The organism is Spiribacter aquaticus, assembly GCF_007625215.1.
Classification (GTDB): Bacteria; Pseudomonadota; Gammaproteobacteria; order Nitrococcales; family Nitrococcaceae; genus Spiribacter; species Spiribacter roseus.
The window spans coordinates 163,123-178,964 of sequence record NZ_VMKP01000004.1 but is presented as its reverse complement, the minus strand read 5'-3'; the positions used below and the strand labels follow the sequence as shown (position 1 = coordinate 178,964).

The window sequence follows — 15,842 nt, the reverse complement described above, 5'->3', positions numbered from 1 at the left end:
TCAGTCGGCGTCGCGGTAGATGAATTCGCGGTACCGGTAGCTGTTCACCTGATCCCAGCCGCGCAGCCGGTCGCGGAAGGCCGACCAGTTGGGGTAGATGCGGGCGTAGTCCTCGTTGTCCATGTCCTCTTCGTGCACGGCCGCGGCGCCATTGCGGAAAGCGGCCAGGACGCTGTCGGGAAAGTCGAGGACCTCGACCCCCTGCGATTTCAGGGACTCGAGTGCGACCGGATTCTTGGCCAGGTACTGAGCCGCCATCCAGTTGTTCGCCTCGGCGCAGCAGGCACGGATCTGCGCCTGGATATCGGCCGGGAACCCGCTCCAGACGTCGAGGTTGAAGTAAAAGCCAAGCATGGCACTGGGCTCGGCCCAGCTCGGCAGGTAGTAGTACTGGGCGACGTCTTGCATGCCCAGGATCTGGTCGTCGTAGGGGCCGACCCATTCGGCGGCGTCCAGCGCGCCACGCTCCATCGCGGTGAATACCTCGCCGCCGGGAAGCTGCTGGATGTTCACGCCGGCTTTGGCCATGGCACGCCCGCCGTGCCCCGGGAAGCGCATGCGCAGCCCCTGGAGGTCGGCCGGCGAGTTGATCCGGACATTGAACCAGCCACCGCACTGGGCACTGGTGTTGCCGCCCGGAAAGGCGATCAGATTGTCCTGGGCGTTGAGCTCGTCCCAGAGCGTCTGGCCGTCGCCCGCGGTCATCCAGGCATTCTGCTGCTCCAGGGTCATGCCGAAGGGCAGCGAGGTGAAAAAGCCGTGCGCCGGATTCTTGCCGATGAAGTAGTAGGGCGCGGTGTGGCAGGCCTCGAAGGCGCCGCTGGACACGGCATCGTAGACCTCCACTGGTCCGACTTCGGCGCCGCCCGGCGAGGTGCGGACCCGGACGTCCCCATCGGTGAGGACCTCGATGCGTTCGGCAAAGTACTCGGCCGTGCCGTAGAGGTTGTCCAGCGAAGCCGGCCATGACGTCAGCATATTCAGCCGAAAGCGCCGCGGCTGCGCGATCACTGCCGGCGCGTTGATGCTGCCGGCGGCCACCAGCCCGGTGCCGGCGCCCTTGATGAACCCTCGACGATCCATTGCGTTTTCTCCGAACCTAAAACGGCAAGCTTAATGCCGGCTGTGGACCCGCCGCAATGGCTGACGGGCGATGGCGGTTTTGCTACTGTCAGTGACCAACAAGATAAGGGGGCAGTAATGACGACCTACACACCCACCCGGGTATCCGACTGGGCCAATGGCAACCGCATCCGGCAGGCGCTCTGCGTGCTGGTGGGCACGGGATTACTGGCGCTTTCCGCGCGGGTCGAGATCCCGTTCTGGCCGGTGCCGTTCAGCATGCAGACCTTTGTCGTGCTGGCCCTCGGCATGGTCTATGGCCCCGTACTGGGGGCGGCGACGGTGCTGACCTATCTGGCCCAGGGGCTGATGGGGCTGCCGGTGTTTGTCGGCGGCGGTGGGCCGGCCTATCTGGCGGGTCCCACAGGGGGTTATCTGCTGGGCATGGTGGCGGCGGCATGGGTCGCTGGCTGGCTGGCGTTTCACGGCTGGGCCCGGCATCCGCTGACCGCGATTGCCGCGGCGGGCATCGGTAACCTGCCGGTCTATCTGCTGGGACTGCCGTGGCTTGCGGTGTGGGTCGGCAGTGCCGAGCAGGCGGTGGTTGCCGGCCTGGTGCCGTTCATCCCCGGTGCGATTCTCAAGGTCATCGGCGCCGGTCTCGTCGCCTGGGGCATGATGCGGATCGCGCGGCGCTAGGCGGCCGGCGGCGATGTCGCGGAATACAACGCCAACCGCCGCCGCCACGGAGATCGCGCCGGGCCTGATACGGATCGACACCGGCTATCTGCGGCCGGCGCATACGGCCTGCTACCTGGTCATCGATCAGGGCCGGGCAGCCCTCGTCGACACCGGCGTCGTCCACAGCGTCGCGGTCATCCTCGAAGCGCTTGCCGCGTCCGGACTCGACCGCTCGGCGGTGGACTGGGTCATCCCCACCCACGTGCATCTGGACCACGCGGGGGGCGCCGGCCCGCTCATGCAGGCCCTGCCGGCGGCGCGGCTCGGGGTGCATCCCTCGGGCGTAGACCATCTGGTGGATCCCGGGCGGCTGGAGGCGGGCGTCCGGGCGCTCTACGGCGACGCCTTCTTTGATCGTGAATATGCACCGCTCGTCCCGGTGGACCCGACGCGCATCGTGGCGCTGGAGGACGGCGCCATGGTGGCGACGGGCGCAAGGCAGCTCCAGGTCATCCACACGCCGGGGCATGCCTGGCATCACCTGAGCCTGCTGGACGCTGACCGGTCCGTATTCATCGCCGGCGACGCCTTCGGCGCGGGTTATCCCGGCTATGCCGAAGGCGCCGCGCCGTTTCTGGTGCCCGTCGTGCCACCGCCCCAGTTCGACCCGGACGCCTATCGCCAGACCCTCGAGCGCATCCGTGACATCGATCCGCGCTACGTGGCACCGGCCCATTTCCCTTTGATCGAGGCACCGCGCGCCGCCGCGGACCGGCTCCAGACCCTGCTGGATGCGGCCGTTGACTGGACGCTTGAGTGCGACTCCCTGGACGATCTTCAGCGGCGCCTCGTCAGCGGCTGGGCCGAGGCATTGCCGGCCGGCGCGGATCGGGCCGCCTTTGAGCGTGATTTTGGCCTGGATCTGTGGCTGACCGTGGAAGGCCTCTGGCACTGGCGCCGGAAAAAGGCGCGCCGCGCTTCGGGCTAGACGCCCGTCACCCCCAGGATCCACCCTTCGTAAGCTGCGGCCGCCGCGGTGGTGGCATCCAGCGTCGGCTCCAAACAGGCGTCAAGCTGATGATTCTGATCGGCGGCCTGCAGCGCCCGGGCAACGCTGTAGGCGTCCTGTTGATCGGCCGTCCGGCCGTCGCGGGGATAGTCGGCGGCCCATAAAGACGGGTAGATCTCGGCGATCGCCGAGCGGTCCGCGGGTATGGACCAGCCATCAAAGGGCCAGGCATGCAGCCGCGGCCCGAGGCGATGGCGTAGACGATTGATCCATGGCAGCCCGGCGTGGGTTGATTTGGCTACCGATCCCGGCACGTCGAAATGAAATACCGACTTCGCGCCCACCGGATGCTCCGTATGACGGCGCCAGCGTGCGTTGCCGAGGCGGGCCAGGCCATCGCCGCATTCGCCCCGACGGATGGATTCGACGGGGGTGTCGGGCTGGTCGGTCGGCCAATGACGACAGAAGTCGTCGAGAAAAACATCCCAGTCGCGCGCCACGCCATGGGCATCAAACCACGCGCCGGGGAAGGCGAACCCATGGTCGATGCCGACGAGGACGCGGTCATCGGTGAGCAGACGCGTCTCGAGCCATGCCGCCAGCGCCCGACGACTCCAGTGCTGGCGGCCGCTCGGAGTGGGCCGGATCTCGGTGATGGGACCGCCGGCAGTGGCCTCGTAGACACGCAGTCCAGTGAGTCCGCGCTCGGCGGTGGCCGCGCCCGAGTAGTCAATCCCGATACAGGCGTCGAAGCGCGGCATGGGATTCATGCCACCTGAGGGCGTTGCTCCAGGGCGCCTCGGGCGGCGGCTTCGCCGGCCAGCAGCGCGCCCTCCAGCAGGCCCGTGCTCTGGTCGGCCGTTTCCGCTGCGCAGAACCACAACCGTCCGCCCAGGTGCGGGGCCCGCAGTGTCGCAGGCCCCACTGAGGGGTGGGCCGGTGGCTCGCGGCGATCGGCCTCGGAACAGACCGTGTCATCCATGGCCCAGTCGCGGATCACCACGGCATCAGGCTGCGCGGCCTGCGGCCCGAGGCAGCGCGTGAGCTGATCGATGATCGGCTGCTCCAGCGATCGCTCCCGGCGCTCGGAAAGCGGGGTCGAGATAAATCCGAACAGCGCGGCATCGCCCTCGGCACTGGTGTGGTCATGGGCCTCGAAAAGCGGCCCGACGCGGCTGGCGATACGGCCCGAAAGTCCCGCATCACGCCAGAATGGGTGTGCATACTGGATGATCGCCTTGGCCTGAGCTGCCATCCAGGTCGATTGCCCGGCAAGGGCCCGGTGGAGTCCCGGATCGATCGAAGCAGGCAGGGTGATGCGCTCGGCAACCCGCCGGGGCGGCGCCGCCACCAGAACCTGCCCGGCAATCACCGGCGGACCGGACTGCCGGTGGACTTCGAGGCGGCCGTCATCACGCTGGCGGATCGACTCGACCGGTGAGCCATAGTGGAAACAACCCGCGTCCAGCGGCGCTGCCATCGCCTCGACCAGTCGGCTGGGGCCGCCGACGATGCGCGCCATGCCGAACTGCCCGGGCAGTTGATGGCGCATGGGGGTGGGCGCGAATCCATCGAGGACCGCGTCGCCGTGCTCGTACTGATCGAAGACTGGCAGATCAAGGCGGTCCAGCCAGCGCTGGATGCCCGGCTGAAAGGCCGGCCACACCCATGAAGGGCCGAGATCGCCAACCACGCGTCCATCGGCGTCGGGCAGGCCCTCGATGCGCCCGCCGATGCGATGCCCCGCCTCGAGGATGAGCGGCCGGGTGCCGGCGTCAAACGCCGTCCGCGCAGCCGTCATGCCGGCAAGGCCTGCGCCGACGATCGCCAGCTCGGTCTCGATCATGCGTCACCTTTTCTATTTTCTCGCAATGGGCTGAATATCCGATTCCGTCGATTCGTAGCGCAGGGCGCGCATCAGGCTGAAGCAGCAGACCACCAGGATGACCGCCACTGGCAGGCCTGCGGTCAGGGCACCGGTCTGGAGCCCCTGCAGCGCGGTTTCACCGCCAATCAACAGCAGCGTCGCGGCGACCGCTCCCTCGGTAATGCCCCAGATCACCCGCTGGCGGCGCGGCGAGTGCGTCGCGCCGCGCGAGATCAGCGAGTCGACAACGAACGTCCCCGAATCGGACGAAGTGACGAAATATGTGGCAATCAGCAGTGTCGCCAGCGCCGACGTGAGGGTCGACCACGGGAGGGCGTCGAGGGTTCGGTAGAGGGCCACCGTGGTGTCCTCGCTGACCGCCGCGGCAATGCCGGCGTTGCCGCCAAAGACTTCCAGATGCAGGGCCGTGCCGCCGAAGACGGTCAGCCAGGCGAACACGAACAGCGTCGGCAGCGCGAGCACGCCGACAATGAATTCGCGAATGGTGCGGCCACGGGAAATCCGGGCGATGAAAAGCCCGACGAAGGGCGACCAGGCGATCCACCAGCCCCAGTAGAACATGGTCCAGTCCTCGTGCCACTGAGTGCCCTGCATGGCCCCGGTGGACAGACTCAGGCCCACCAGTTGCTGGAAATAGCCGCCCACTGATTCGAGCAGAAAACGGATCAGGAACAGCGACGGGCCGGCCATGAAGATGAACGCGAGCAGCAGCAGCGCCAGGCTGAGGTTGAAGACGCTCAGCCATTTCAGGCCCCGGTCAAGCCCCGAGATCACCGAGACCACGGCAAACCCGGTGATCGTGGCGATGATGCCCACCTGCCAGACAGGCCCCACCGGCATCCCCAGTAACTCGTTGAGTCCGGTGTTGAGCTGCATTGCCCCAAAGCCGAGCGAGGTCGCGAGCCCGAACAGCGTGCCGAACACGGCCAGCGTATCAATGGCGTGACCGATGGGCCCGTGGATCCGATCGCCGATCAGCGGGTAGAAGATCGAGCGGATGGTCAGCGGCAGCTGATGGCGGAAGCTGAAGTATGCCACTGACAGGCCCAGCACCACGTAGACGGCCCAGGCGTGCAGTCCCCAGTGGAAAAAGCTGTAGATCATCGCCTGACCGGCGGCCTCGCGCGTGCCCCCGGGGCCGGTCGGTGGGTTCTGGTAATGCAGGATCGGTTCGGCGACGCTCCAGAACACCAGTCCGATGCCCATCCCGGCGCTGAACAGCATCGCGAACCAGGCCGAGAAGCGAAAATGCGGCCGGTCCCCGGGCTGACCCAGGCGGATGCGCCCGTAGCGACTCAGCCCCAGCCAGATCAGAAAGCCGACAAAGAACGTCACCACCACCAGATAGCTCCAGCCCAGATAGGCGGTGATGAGATCGTGAACGGCTTCGAACAACGCCGTGGCCTGAGCGGGCAGCAGGATGCCAAACGCCAGAAACCCGCCGACGATCAGTGCCGAGGCGGTGAACACCGTCGGGTTGACGGTGGCGAAGAACCGCTCGTCGCGCGGCTTGTCGCGCATCAGCGCCGCCCCGGTCTAGTCGTGATCATCGCCCGCGACGGCATGGGCGGCGAGCGTTTCAAAGCCGATCACGGCGAGGGTTTCTTCGTGGGTGGCCGCAAGGTCGACCAGCGGCGCGACACCGGCGCGATGGGCCTCGAGCCAGCGCCCGGCACACAGGCACCAGCGATCGCCGGGCTTGAGCCCCGGGAAGTCGGCGAATGGTACGGGTGCAGTCAGGTCATTGCCGCGGCTGCGTGAAAACGACAGGAACGCCTCGGTGACGATGGCGCAGACCGTATGCATGCCACCGTCGGCGTGGCCGGTGTTGCAGCAGCCATCCCGGTAAAACCCGGTCACCGGGTCCTGCCCGCAGGGCTGGAGTGCGCTGCCGAATACGTTGGTGCTCTTGAACTGATCCATGTTCCCAGTCTACCCCTGCAGGATGCGGGTTGCCTACGCAGGGTCGAGTGCCTACAATTGGTTGCAAGAATAGCGTCGTGGATCGTATCAGGAGTACTCATGAGGTCACTCGTTCTGCCGTTGGCAACCCTTGCCCTTTTGCTGTCGCTGGCAGCGGGATCCGTCAACGCCCACTCGATGGTGACATCGAGTACACCGGCTGATGGGGCAACCGTCGGCGAGTCGCCGGAACGCATCGCCGTGGCGCTGAGCGCACCCATGCGCATTGTGAGTGTCACGCTGCGTGCCGAGGACGGCACCGACTACGCGGTGAGCGCCATGGCCGGTCGCTCGGCGAGTGACCGCCTTGTCGTCGAGCCGCCGAATCTGCCGGCTGGCGACTACACCCTCGAATGGCGCGGCCTGTCCGGCGACGCACACACCCTGTCGGCGGCGCTCAGCTTTACGGTGAGTGAGCGCTGAGTGCTCGAAGTCATCGCCGACGCGACCGCTTTCGATGGCGTTGTCATCAGCCTCAAGGCGATCACTTATGGCGCTCTGCTGGTGGCGGCGGGGTCCATTCTGGTCGGCCTGACCATCGACGGCGTGCCGTTGAAGGAGCGCCGGTTTCTGCGTCGGCTTGCGGCCGCTCTGGTACCGGTCATCCTGTTTGCACTGATGGCCCAGCTGATGCTGGAGGCAGTCTTTCTCGCCGGCAATGACTGGACGGCCGCGGTCGATGTTCAGCTACTGGGCCTGCTGGCCACGGGCTCGCTGGGAAAGGCACTGGGCCTGGAGGGCCTCGGTGCCGTGTTGCTGGTCGGTGGGTTGATGCGTGGCGCGAGCGGAGCCGCCGTATCGTTGGCAGGTGTTGCGCTGATCGTTGGAGCGTTTGCCGTCGGTGGTCATGTCAGCAACACGCCCGGCGCATTGGATAATCTCCTGCTGGCCATTCACATGCTCTGCCTGGCGTTCTGGGTGGGTATCTTCCTGCCGCTCGAGCGCCTGAGCCATCAGCCCGGCAATGCTGCCGCGCGGGTTGCCGAGGATTTTGGTGACAAGGCACCGGTGGCTGTCGGGCTGTTGCTGGTGGCCGGTGCGCTGACCCTTGACCAGCTCACCGGAGGCATCGTCGCTGCCCTGCAGACACCCTATGGCCAGCTCTTTGCGCTCAAGCTGGCCGCGTTTGCCGGGGTGCTATGGTTGGCGGCCTTGAACAAACGCCGGTACACACCGGCACTGGTTGCCGGGCATCCCGGCGCGCGGCGGCGACTGCGCCGGTCGTTGCACGTCGAAGCGGTAGCGATTGGATTCATCCTGGTGGTGAGCGCGACTTTCACGACGCTGACCGGGCCGAGCGGCTGAGATAGGCCTCAATGCCGTCGAGGGCCTCGGGCATGTGCTCGAAGCGGTGGGATCCTCCCTCGAACACCAGTGCCGCACCCAGCGACGCGTACCGTTTGTGGGTGGCCCGGGCGTCCAGCAGTTCATCGCCGGTATCCAGCACGAGTAGGGGCGGAACCGGGTAATCCGCCGGGTCAGTGGACAGGGCGGTGTCCCGGTAGGAGTCGACGACCGCCGAGGTCAGCGTCTGCGGTGGCTGATCGGGCAGTTTGTAATTCTCAAGGGTCATGCCGCGGTAATGCGCCAGCGCCCAGTGCGGGTCGCAGCTTGGGTTGACCAGGATCGCGGGGCACGCCAGACGCTGACCCATGACGGCCGCAAAGTAGCCGCCCAGCGAGGTGCCGATGAACGCGGTGGTGTCGCCTTCGACGGACTGCGCGGCAATCGACTCGATGATGCTGGCGCGGGGGGCGAAACTGTCGTAGTTGATGCGATGAACGCCGAAGCGGGTGGCGAGTTCGCCGACTTTGGTATCGGTCTCGAGGGCTGCGGAGTTGAAGCCGTGCAGGTAGTTGAGCGTGATCATTGAGTCTCTCGGTGATTGCATTCGGGATTCAAAGACGGGAGACTTTGATTCTAGCGCAGGTGGGAGAGCCCGGCATTCGATGCCGGCGCCGAAGGAGCAACCGCCCCGGAATCTCTCAGGCAACCGGACCGTCTGCGTGCTGATCATTCCGAAAAGCAGTCGGCCGTAGGGTTCGACTCGCCGAAGGAGCAAGCGAAGCGCCGGGTCGCTTCGTCAATCTCTCAGGCACCAGGACGGAAGGGGCACGGATCGCCACAAGGCGATGGGTGCACACAACCTGACTGGGAGTACGACGATGAACCACATTGCAGTCATCGGCGGCGGAATCACCGGCATCACCACGGCCTATGCGCTCACCAACCGCGGCTTCGACGTCACGGTGTTTGAGCGTAACCGCTACGCGGGCATGGAAACCTCCTTCGCCAATGGCGGGCAGCTCTCGGCGTCCAATGCCGAGGTCTGGAATCACTGGCCGACCATCGTCAAGGGCCTGCGCTGGATGCTGCGCTCGGACGCGCCTCTGCTGGTCAACCCCAAACCCTCCTGGCACAAACTCAGCTGGTTCGCCGAGTTTGTCGCCGCGACCCGGCGCTACGCCCACAACACCACGGAAACCGCCCGGCTCGCCATCGAGGCGCGGGACTATCTGTTCGACTGGGGTCGCCGCGAGGGCATTGATTTTGATCTTGAGCGCCGCGGCATCCTGCATATCTACCGCCAGCAGGCCGACTTTGACCACGCCGCGCAGGTCACCCGCCTCCTCGCCGCCGGCGGGCTCGAGCGACGCGCCGTATCACCTGAGGAAATGCGCCAGCTTGAACCCAACCTCGCCGGCGACTATTACGCCGGCTTCTATACCGAAAGCGATTCCACCGGCGACATCCACAAGTTTACCCACGGACTGGCCCAGGTGCTCGAGGCCCGCGGGGTGTCGATGCGGTATGAGTGTGCCATCGAGGATCTCGGCACGGCCGGCTCCGGGGCCTGGGTGCAGACTGACGGCGGGCGCGAATCCTTCGACGGCGTGGTGGTCTGTGCGGGTGTCGCCAGTCGCCGGCTCGCGACCCGCCTGGGTGATCGCGTCAACGTCTACCCGGTCAAGGGCTATTCGATCACGGTCAATCTGGAGGATGCCGCGTCGCGGGAAGCGGCGCCGTGGATGAGCCTGCTCGACGACGAGACCAAGCTCGTCTCAAGCCGGCTGGGTGCCGACCGCTTCCGCGTTGCCGGCACGGCCGAGTTCAATGGTTATAACCGCAACATCCGCCAGGACCGGATCGAGCCGCTGCTGAAGTGGGTTGAGACCTGTTTTCCGGGGGTGAGTACCCGCCAGGCGGTGCCCTGGGCCGGCCTGCGGCCAATGATGCCGGACATGATGCCGCGGGTGGGTGCGGGCCGGCGCCCTGGTGTGTTCTACAACACCGGCCATGGCCATCTGGGCTGGACGTTATCCGCCATCACCGCCGAGCAGGTCGCCGAGACCGTCGAGGCGGCCGCGGCGCCGTCGGTCCCGGTATCCGGGGTCAGGGCCGCCGGTACCAGAACCAGCTGAGCCGCTTGAACCGTCCCGCCCATGGGAACAGGACAAAGGTGGCAAGCACCAGTGCATGCTGCCACGGCCGGAACCAGTCCATCTTGCGGGCCGAGCTGATCACGGGCGGGCAGTCGAGGATCATGAAACGCCGGCCGCGCGGGCGGCCGAGGCGGTCGAGCCGGCGCGAATAACCAATCTCGTCGCCGGCGTAGAGCTGCTCGCTGAATCCGCCGATGGCGGCGTGTGCCGCTGCGCGGGCAAAGACGAAGCAGCCGGCCGCGAGACGCAGGCGTCGCGACAGCCCGTTCCAGGCGGCCAGACCCAGCCGCTGGGGGGCGGACTCCAGGCGATCAAAGCCGATCGGCGCGCCGCCGCCCACGCAGCCCTCATCCATGGCCGCCCGCATTGCCTGCAGCGCCGCCGGCGTGACGCGTGTGTCGGCATCCACGAACAGTAACCAGTCGCTGGCGGCGGCCTCGGCACCGGCGTTCCGCACCCGGGCGATCCGGTGTTCGGGTTCATGCACCACCCGGGCACCCGCCCCGGCGGCGATCGCGGCCGTCGCGTCGGTGGAGGCATTGTCCACCACGATGATGTCCGCCTCGAGCCGGCACGCGCACAGGGAGTCCTGCAGGGTCTGCAGGGTGTCGGGCAGGTAGGCGGCCTCATTCCAGGCCGGGATGATGACCGACAGCTCAGGCATGGTGGGTCTCCAGCGTTGCGCGAAGCCAGCGCTCGAATGTCTCGAGCGCGCCGGTGGGGGAGGCCTCGGGCGGGCGTACCCACCAGTACGACCGGGTACCGGGCACGCGGGTTTCAAACAGCTGCACGAGACGCCCGGCGGCGAGGTCATCGGCCACCATGTGCCAGTCGGCGATGGCCGCCCCCAGGCCTGCGATGGCCGCCTCGATGGCGAGGTCGAGGGTATCGAACTCGAACCCCTTGCCGGCATCCACGCCGTCGATGCCGGCGGCATCCAGCCAGTGCTGCCAGGACAGGTACCGTCCCTCGCGCTTGAGGACATGCAGTAACGTCGCTTCGCCAAGCACGACCGTGCCGTCACGTCGGGTCAGCGCCTGCTGGACCCCCGGCGCTGCCACCGCCACATGCTCCTCCGAGAACAGGTGGCTGCTGTGCAGGTTGGGCCAGTCGCCGGTGCCAAAGCGGATGGCGGCATCCAGCTCATCGCGCTGGGACAGTCGATCCTTGGTCTCGGTGCGGATCGACAGGACCAGCGCGGGGTCCTGCGCCCGCAGGCGATGCAGCCGGGGCATCACCCAGCGGCTGGCGAGGGTGCTGGGGATGTTGAGCGCAAGCCGTCGGCGGTGACGGCCCGCCCGCAGATCGCTCACGGTCTGGCGCATCTGCTCGAGCGACGCCGCCACGGTTTCCATCAACCGCTCGCCGCTGGGTGTCAGGCCTGTCTGCCGCGGCCCGCGAATCACCAGTGTCTCGCCGAGTTCACGCTCGAGCTGCTTGAGCTGGCGCGATACGGCACCGGGCGTGACATGCAGCACGGCGGCCGCCCGGGTGATCGAGCGGCAGCGGGCCACCACCTCGAACGCCTTCAATGCATTCAGTGACGGCAGGTCAGTCGGCATGGATGGCCTTGTCGGATCGGACTTGAGTAAAACGCAATTTGAACCTGCAATTTTATCGATTGAGTCGGCATCAGACGCGCTGATACTACTGGCCGCGTTTACTTCAGCGCAAAGGATGGGCCGATATCATGACCGCTCCTGAAACCCCGACCGACTGGCGGGCCGCCGCCGCGGCCGTTGAGCTCCCCACCCAGGCGTTTGTGGACGGCCGCTACCGGGCGTCGCGTCACGGTGCGACGTTCAATGCCGAGAACCCCGCCACCGGTCAGGTCCTGACGCCGGTGGACGAGTGGACGGCGGCGGATGTCGATGATGCCGTGGATATTGCGGCCGCGCGCTTTGAGGCCGGCGTCTGGGCGGATCGCGATCCGGCCGAGCGCAAGGCGGTCATGCTGCGGTTTGCCGAGGGCATCCGCGCCAATGCCGAGCGCCTGGCGTTGCTCGAGACCCTCGAGACCGGCAAACCCATCAGCCAGACGCAGGCCGTCGATGTGCCGGCCTGCGCCGGGACCATCCAGTGGTACGGCGAGTGCCTCGACAAGCTGTATGACGAAATGGCGCCCGGCGGTAACGACGCGGTCATCGCCATCCGGCGTGAGCCCGTGGGCACAGTGGCCGCCATCGTGCCGTGGAACTATCCGCTGATCATCGCCAGCTGGAAGATCGGGCCAGCGCTCGCCGCGGGCAACAGCGTCATCCTCAAACCGGCCGAGGAGTCCACCCTGGCCAGTCTGCTGCTGGGCGAGATCGCGGCCGAGGCCGGGATTCCGGCAGGGGTGTTCCAGGTCCTGCCGGGCCGGGGACATGTCACCGGCGACGCGCTGGCCGGACACAACCAGGTCCAGGCCATCGCGTTTACCGGGTCGACCGAGATCGGCAAGCGGCTGCTGGTCCGCAGCGGCGAGTCGAACATGAAAAAGGTCGGGCTCGAGTGTGGTGGCAAGTCGGCGCAGATCGTCACCCGCGAGTGCGAGCAGCTGGATGCGGCCGCCGAGGCCATTGCCTGGAGCATCTGGTACAACCAGGGCGAAACCTGCCATGCCGGTTCGCGACTGATTGTTGACCGGCGGGTGGCCGATGCGTTGCTCGAGCGGGTTGAGGCCTTGATGGGGCAGTTTGAACCGGGCGATCCGCTGGATGATGCCACCGTCATGGGGGCGATGATTTCGACCGATCATCTGCACCGGGTACAGGGCTATCTCGACGCCGTGCGCCGTGGGGGAGGTCGTGTGATCGGCGGCGAGGTCATCGAGCGGATCGAGGGGGGTGCCTTCATGCGCCCGGCCATCCTCCGTGACATCGATCGGACCGGGCAGGCGGCGCGCGAGGAGATCTTCGGCCCGGTACTGGCCGTGATGGAGTGCGACGGTCTGGACGAGGCGGTGCGTATCGCCAACGATTCGGAGTATGGCCTGGCGGCGGCGGTCTGGACCGACCGCCTGAGCGATGCCCACCGGGCCGCCCGGCGGCTGCAGGCGGGCACCGTGTGGGTCAACTGCTATGACATGGCGTCGGTGGCGACACCGTTCGGCGGTTACAAGCAGTCGGGGATCGGTCGGGACCGTTCGCTGCATGCCTTCGATAAGTACACCGAGCTCAAGACCACCTGGGTGGCGGTATGAGTGGCCTCGAACTGCACGTGGATCGTCCGGCCACGCCGCGGATCGTTGCCGGGGCTGATGCCCTGCAGCGCCTGGGTGAGGTCCTGCCGGCGACCCCCGCGCCGATCCTGCTGATCGTTGATGCAGGGCTGGTCGCGGCGGGAATGGCGGAACGCCTCGAAGTCGCGCTGCCGCCGGGACGTCCGGTGACCCGGTGGATCTGCCCGGCGGGCGAGCCGACGCTTGCCAGCGTCAACGACGCCGTGGCCAGTGCCCGCCGCCTTGATCATGCGGTGATCGTGGGCCTGGGTGGGGGTAGCGCCCTTGATAGCGCCAAGCTGGTGGCAAGCCTCGCGGCCAGTGCATTGCCGGCGGAGGATTTTGTGCTGGGCCGTAACGTCCCGCCCGCGCGATGGCCTGCGGTGATGATTCCGACAACCTCCGGGACCGGCTCCGAGGTGACGCACACGGCGATCGTGAGTGATCAGGCCGGCCAGAAGCTCTGGGCATGGGCGCCGGATATGGCGCCCGATAGCGTGATCCTCGATCCGACGCTGACCACCAGTGTGCCCCCGGATATGATCGTTGGCACCGGGCTTGATGCGTTTGTGCACGCCCTTGAGGCCATGACCGGGCAGAGCCGGCAGGCCTTCACCGAGGCGTATGGTCTGGAGGCAACACGCCGGGCGCGCGGCGCGCTCGCCAGTTATCGGCACGATCCTCATGACCTGCACGCCGCCGCCGACATGCAGCTGGCTGCGACGCTGGCGGGGCTGGCCATTGATGGCGGCGGCACCGGCATGGCGCATGCCATCGGTCATGCCCTGGGCAGCCTCTACCACGTCCCCCACGGCATTGCCGTCACGCTGGGTCTGCGGGCCAGCCTTGCCTGGAGCATTGAGGCCGATCCCGGTCGCTACCAGCCCGCCGCAGCGGCATTCGGTCTACCCGGCGGGACGGCGGCCGATCTGGCCGAGGCCTTCGATGGCTGGCTCTCGGAACTGGCGTTCGACGCGGTGGCGGCGCGCTCACTGCCCGCGTCGATGAGCGCCGGGGCATTGCATGCCGAACTGGCCGCCGAGCCCAACCGGCCCATGATCCAGAATAACGCGCGGCCTGCCGCGGATGCGGACCTCGCCTGGCTGGCCCGACAGGTGGTGGCGGCATGAGTATCCGGGATATCCGCATCAGTCACCATGTGCTGCCGCTGGATCCGCCGTTCCCCGCCGCCTGGGATACCCGCCCGCGCCGTCGGTTCGGCGCTACCATCGTGCGCGTCGAGGACGACCAGGGCCGCGTCGGCATCGGATCAGGCGATCCGATGCACGGCCTGTCGGAGATGCTGGATCTGTTCATCGGCCAGGATCCATGCGCGCTCGAGCGGCATGCCGAGGTGCTGAGCAATATCGGTTTTCATGCCGGGCGGCCCTGGCCGCTGGATGTCGCGCTGTGGGATCTGGTCGGCCAGATCGAGGGCCGGTCCGCCTGGCGCATGGCCGGTGGTCGGGGTGGGACGATCGCCTGTTATGCCTCAAGCGGCGTGCATCGCACGCCCGACGCCATGGCCGACCAGGCGCGCCGGATGCTTGCCGAGGGTTTCCCGGCAATGAAAATCCGCTTTGGCCGATCCACGCTGGAGGCGGATTTCGCGGTGCTCGAAGCCGTACATCGCGCGGTGGGCGACGGGCTCACCCTGATGGTGGACTGCAACCAGGGCTGGCGTATGCCTTGGGACACCCAGCCGCCGTGGACGTATGCCCAGGCCCTGGAGGTGGCTCGGGAGCTGGAGCGCTACGGCGTGCACTGGATGGAAGAGCCGCTGCATCGCGGCGATTACGCCGGCATGACCCGCCTGCGCCGGGAGACGCGGCTGCTGATCGCCGGCGGCGAAATGACCCGCGAGTGGCACGAGTTCCAGACCCTGCTCGAGCGCGATTGTCTGGACGTCTATCAGCCCGATGCCGTGTGCTCGCTGGGGATGACGCATCTGCGCGCATTGGCCGAACAGGTCGCGGCCGCCGGATGCGTGTTCACCCCCCACACCTGGGGGAATGGGATCGGGCTGCTCGCCAATGCGCATCTGACGGCCGGCAGTGTTGGCACGGCGTTTATCGAGCTGCCCTACGACCCGCCCGAGTGGACACCCGAGCGCCGTGATTTTCCCCTGCTGACCCCGGTGCGGCCGGATGAGCAGGGCAGGCTCGATCTGGGTGACGCTCCGGGCCTGGGGATCACGCTGGACGAGGAGCGGCTGGCGCAGACACGGGTGGCGCCCTAGCGCGGTGGCTCGCAGCGCAGGCGGCGCAGGCGCCATGCCGCCCAGCGGTTATAGGCCCAATCGCCGCACTGGAAAAGCCCCGGCAGGGTGAGCACCCGAGCCAGCCAGCGGAAGCCCCCGCCGGCCACGCGCCAGTAGCCCAGCGAGGCGCGCAGGCCCACCTGCATGCGTCGGCCGTCATGAAAGTGCAGCTGAGCCATCATGTCCGCAAGTTGATAGCCGGCGGGTGGCTGGAATCCGCTCTGACTGATATCCACCAGGTCGATCCGGTGCCTCAGCCGCGGTCGCAGATGGTCGATCTCGCGGCGGCACATGCCGCAGCTGCCGTCGAAGTAGAGCGTGGGCCGTGTCATCCG

General features: G+C 67.3%; 17 protein-coding genes and 1 riboswitch. Of the genes, 8 read left to right on the top strand and 9 right to left on the bottom strand.

All coding sequences use genetic code 11. The features are described 5' to 3' along the window. Complete coding sequence (locus FPL11_RS09690; protein WP_144348426.1) at positions 1 to 1,083, bottom strand: TRAP transporter substrate-binding protein; 1,083 nt, start codon at positions 1,081 to 1,083, stop codon at positions 1 to 3. Positions 1,084 to 1,200: 117 nt separating this feature from the next. Here FPL11_RS09690 and FPL11_RS09685 point away from each other — a divergent pair, with 117 nt between their 5' ends. Then, entirely contained in the window at positions 1,201 to 1,761 is a 561-nt protein-coding gene (locus FPL11_RS09685) for a biotin transporter BioY (protein ID WP_144348425.1), read from the top strand. Positions 1,762 to 1,774: 13 nt separating this feature from the next. Beyond that, complete coding sequence (locus tag FPL11_RS09680; protein ID WP_144348424.1) at positions 1,775 to 2,731, top strand: MBL fold metallo-hydrolase; 957 nt, start codon at positions 1,775 to 1,777, stop codon at positions 2,729 to 2,731. On the opposite strand, the gene FPL11_RS09675 is transcribed toward FPL11_RS09680, so the two are convergent. The 4 genes from FPL11_RS09675 to FPL11_RS09660 are packed head-to-tail and all read right to left on the bottom strand — an operon-like array spanning position 2,728 to position 6,563. Then, positions 2,728 to 3,513: a hypothetical protein gene (locus FPL11_RS09675; protein WP_235013452.1), complete on the bottom strand. Its 786-nt coding sequence runs from the start codon at positions 3,511 to 3,513 to the stop codon at positions 2,728 to 2,730. The two genes, FPL11_RS09680 and FPL11_RS09675, sit on opposite strands and share 4 nt — an antisense overlap. A gap of 5 nt (positions 3,514 to 3,518) precedes the next feature. Next, positions 3,519 to 4,598 carry a flavin monoamine oxidase family protein gene (locus tag FPL11_RS09670; RefSeq protein ID WP_144348422.1) on the bottom strand — a complete coding sequence of 360 codons (1,080 nt, stop codon included), beginning with the start codon at positions 4,596 to 4,598 and terminating at the stop codon, positions 3,519 to 3,521. Positions 4,599 to 4,610: 12 nt separating this feature from the next. Further along, entirely contained in the window at positions 4,611 to 6,161 is a 1,551-nt protein-coding gene (locus tag FPL11_RS09665) for a BCCT family transporter (protein WP_144348421.1), read from the bottom strand. A 15-nt stretch (positions 6,162 to 6,176) separates the two neighbouring features. Then, the gene (locus FPL11_RS09660; RefSeq protein ID WP_110882593.1) at positions 6,177 to 6,563 is read right to left on the bottom strand and encodes a DUF2237 family protein; all 387 of its coding nucleotides are present in this window, start codon (positions 6,561 to 6,563) and stop codon (positions 6,177 to 6,179) included. Positions 6,564 to 6,662: 99 nt separating this feature from the next. Between FPL11_RS09660 and FPL11_RS09655 the strand changes: the two genes are divergently transcribed. Then, a complete protein-coding gene (locus FPL11_RS09655) occupies positions 6,663 to 7,025 on the top strand; it encodes a copper resistance CopC family protein (protein WP_144348420.1) in 363 nt (120 codons plus the stop codon). Then, positions 7,026 to 7,907 carry a copper resistance D family protein gene (locus FPL11_RS09650; RefSeq protein WP_144348419.1) on the top strand — a complete coding sequence of 294 codons (882 nt, stop codon included), beginning with the start codon at positions 7,026 to 7,028 and terminating at the stop codon, positions 7,905 to 7,907. On the opposite strand, the gene FPL11_RS09645 is transcribed toward FPL11_RS09650, so the two are convergent. Next, on the bottom strand, positions 7,879 to 8,493 hold the full coding sequence (locus tag FPL11_RS09645; protein WP_144348418.1) for a YqiA/YcfP family alpha/beta fold hydrolase: 615 nt from the start codon (positions 8,491 to 8,493) through the stop codon (positions 7,879 to 7,881). The two genes, FPL11_RS09650 and FPL11_RS09645, sit on opposite strands and share 29 nt — an antisense overlap. Before the next feature lie 29 nt (positions 8,494 to 8,522). Next, positions 8,523 to 8,613, top strand: a riboswitch (glycine riboswitch). A gap of 154 nt (positions 8,614 to 8,767) precedes the next feature. Between FPL11_RS09645 and FPL11_RS09640 the strand changes: the two genes are divergently transcribed. Then, the gene (locus tag FPL11_RS09640; RefSeq protein ID WP_144348417.1) at positions 8,768 to 10,024 is read left to right on the top strand and encodes a D-amino acid dehydrogenase; all 1,257 of its coding nucleotides are present in this window, start codon (positions 8,768 to 8,770) and stop codon (positions 10,022 to 10,024) included. Here FPL11_RS09640 and FPL11_RS09635 read toward each other — a convergent pair. Together FPL11_RS09635 and FPL11_RS09630 are read right to left on the bottom strand one after the other, a co-directional pair. Further along, positions 9,996 to 10,709 (bottom strand): glycosyltransferase, encoded by a 714-nt coding sequence (locus FPL11_RS09635; protein WP_144348416.1) that lies wholly within the window; start codon positions 10,707 to 10,709, stop codon positions 9,996 to 9,998. The two genes, FPL11_RS09640 and FPL11_RS09635, sit on opposite strands and share 29 nt — an antisense overlap. Continuing rightward, positions 10,702 to 11,607 (bottom strand): LysR substrate-binding domain-containing protein, encoded by a 906-nt coding sequence (locus FPL11_RS09630; RefSeq protein ID WP_144348415.1) that lies wholly within the window; start codon positions 11,605 to 11,607, stop codon positions 10,702 to 10,704. The genes FPL11_RS09635 and FPL11_RS09630 overlap by 8 nt, the downstream gene beginning before the upstream one ends. Positions 11,608 to 11,735: 128 nt before the next feature. Here FPL11_RS09630 and FPL11_RS09625 point away from each other — a divergent pair, with 128 nt between their 5' ends. Genes FPL11_RS09625 through FPL11_RS09615 form a run of 3 tightly spaced genes read left to right on the top strand, consistent with a single transcriptional unit; the run spans position 11,736 to position 15,486 of the window. Further along, the gene (locus tag FPL11_RS09625) at positions 11,736 to 13,229 is read left to right on the top strand and encodes an aldehyde dehydrogenase family protein (RefSeq protein WP_144348414.1); all 1,494 of its coding nucleotides are present in this window, start codon (positions 11,736 to 11,738) and stop codon (positions 13,227 to 13,229) included. Beyond that, positions 13,226 to 14,377, top strand: a complete 1,152-nt coding sequence (locus FPL11_RS09620; RefSeq protein ID WP_144348413.1) for an iron-containing alcohol dehydrogenase — start codon at positions 13,226 to 13,228, stop codon at positions 14,375 to 14,377. Before FPL11_RS09625 ends, FPL11_RS09620 begins: the two co-directional genes overlap by 4 nt. After that, complete coding sequence (locus FPL11_RS09615) at positions 14,374 to 15,486, top strand: mandelate racemase/muconate lactonizing enzyme family protein (protein ID WP_144348412.1); 1,113 nt, start codon at positions 14,374 to 14,376, stop codon at positions 15,484 to 15,486. The genes FPL11_RS09620 and FPL11_RS09615 overlap by 4 nt, the downstream gene beginning before the upstream one ends. Here FPL11_RS09615 and FPL11_RS09610 read toward each other — a convergent pair. After that, complete coding sequence (locus FPL11_RS09610; RefSeq protein ID WP_144348411.1) at positions 15,483 to 15,839, bottom strand: thiol-disulfide oxidoreductase DCC family protein; 357 nt, start codon at positions 15,837 to 15,839, stop codon at positions 15,483 to 15,485. The genes FPL11_RS09615 and FPL11_RS09610 overlap by 4 nt on opposite strands. Positions 15,840 to 15,842: the final 3 nt, after the last annotated feature.

Bases quoted from the DNA above. Each gene is read 5' to 3' on its own strand.
- FPL11_RS09690 (WP_144348426.1), bottom strand. From the start codon at position 1,083: ATGGATCGTCGAGGGTTCATCAAGGGCGCCGGCACCGGGCTGGTGGCC.
- FPL11_RS09685 (WP_144348425.1), top strand. From the start codon at position 1,201: ATGACGACCTACACACCCACCCGGGTATCCGACTGGGCCAATGGCAAC.
- FPL11_RS09680 (WP_144348424.1), top strand. From the start codon at position 1,775: ATGTCGCGGAATACAACGCCAACCGCCGCCGCCACGGAGATCGCGCCG.
- FPL11_RS09675 (WP_235013452.1), bottom strand. From the start codon at position 3,513: ATGCCGCGCTTCGACGCCTGTATCGGGATTGACTACTCGGGCGCGGCC.
- FPL11_RS09670 (WP_144348422.1), bottom strand. From the start codon at position 4,598: ATGATCGAGACCGAGCTGGCGATCGTCGGCGCAGGCCTTGCCGGCATG.
- FPL11_RS09665 (WP_144348421.1), bottom strand. From the start codon at position 6,161: ATGCGCGACAAGCCGCGCGACGAGCGGTTCTTCGCCACCGTCAACCCG.
- FPL11_RS09660 (WP_110882593.1), bottom strand. From the start codon at position 6,563: ATGGATCAGTTCAAGAGCACCAACGTATTCGGCAGCGCACTCCAGCCC.
- FPL11_RS09655 (WP_144348420.1), top strand. From the start codon at position 6,663: ATGAGGTCACTCGTTCTGCCGTTGGCAACCCTTGCCCTTTTGCTGTCG.
- FPL11_RS09645 (WP_144348418.1), bottom strand. From the start codon at position 8,493: ATGCAATCACCGAGAGACTCAATGATCACGCTCAACTACCTGCACGGC.
- FPL11_RS09640 (WP_144348417.1), top strand. From the start codon at position 8,768: ATGAACCACATTGCAGTCATCGGCGGCGGAATCACCGGCATCACCACG.
- FPL11_RS09635 (WP_144348416.1), bottom strand. From the start codon at position 10,709: ATGCCTGAGCTGTCGGTCATCATCCCGGCCTGGAATGAGGCCGCCTAC.
- FPL11_RS09630 (WP_144348415.1), bottom strand. From the start codon at position 11,607: ATGCCGACTGACCTGCCGTCACTGAATGCATTGAAGGCGTTCGAGGTG.
- FPL11_RS09625 (WP_144348414.1), top strand. From the start codon at position 11,736: ATGACCGCTCCTGAAACCCCGACCGACTGGCGGGCCGCCGCCGCGGCC.
- FPL11_RS09620 (WP_144348413.1), top strand. From the start codon at position 13,226: ATGAGTGGCCTCGAACTGCACGTGGATCGTCCGGCCACGCCGCGGATC.
- FPL11_RS09615 (WP_144348412.1), top strand. From the start codon at position 14,374: ATGAGTATCCGGGATATCCGCATCAGTCACCATGTGCTGCCGCTGGAT.
- FPL11_RS09610 (WP_144348411.1), bottom strand. From the start codon at position 15,839: ATGACACGGCCCACGCTCTACTTCGACGGCAGCTGCGGCATGTGCCGC.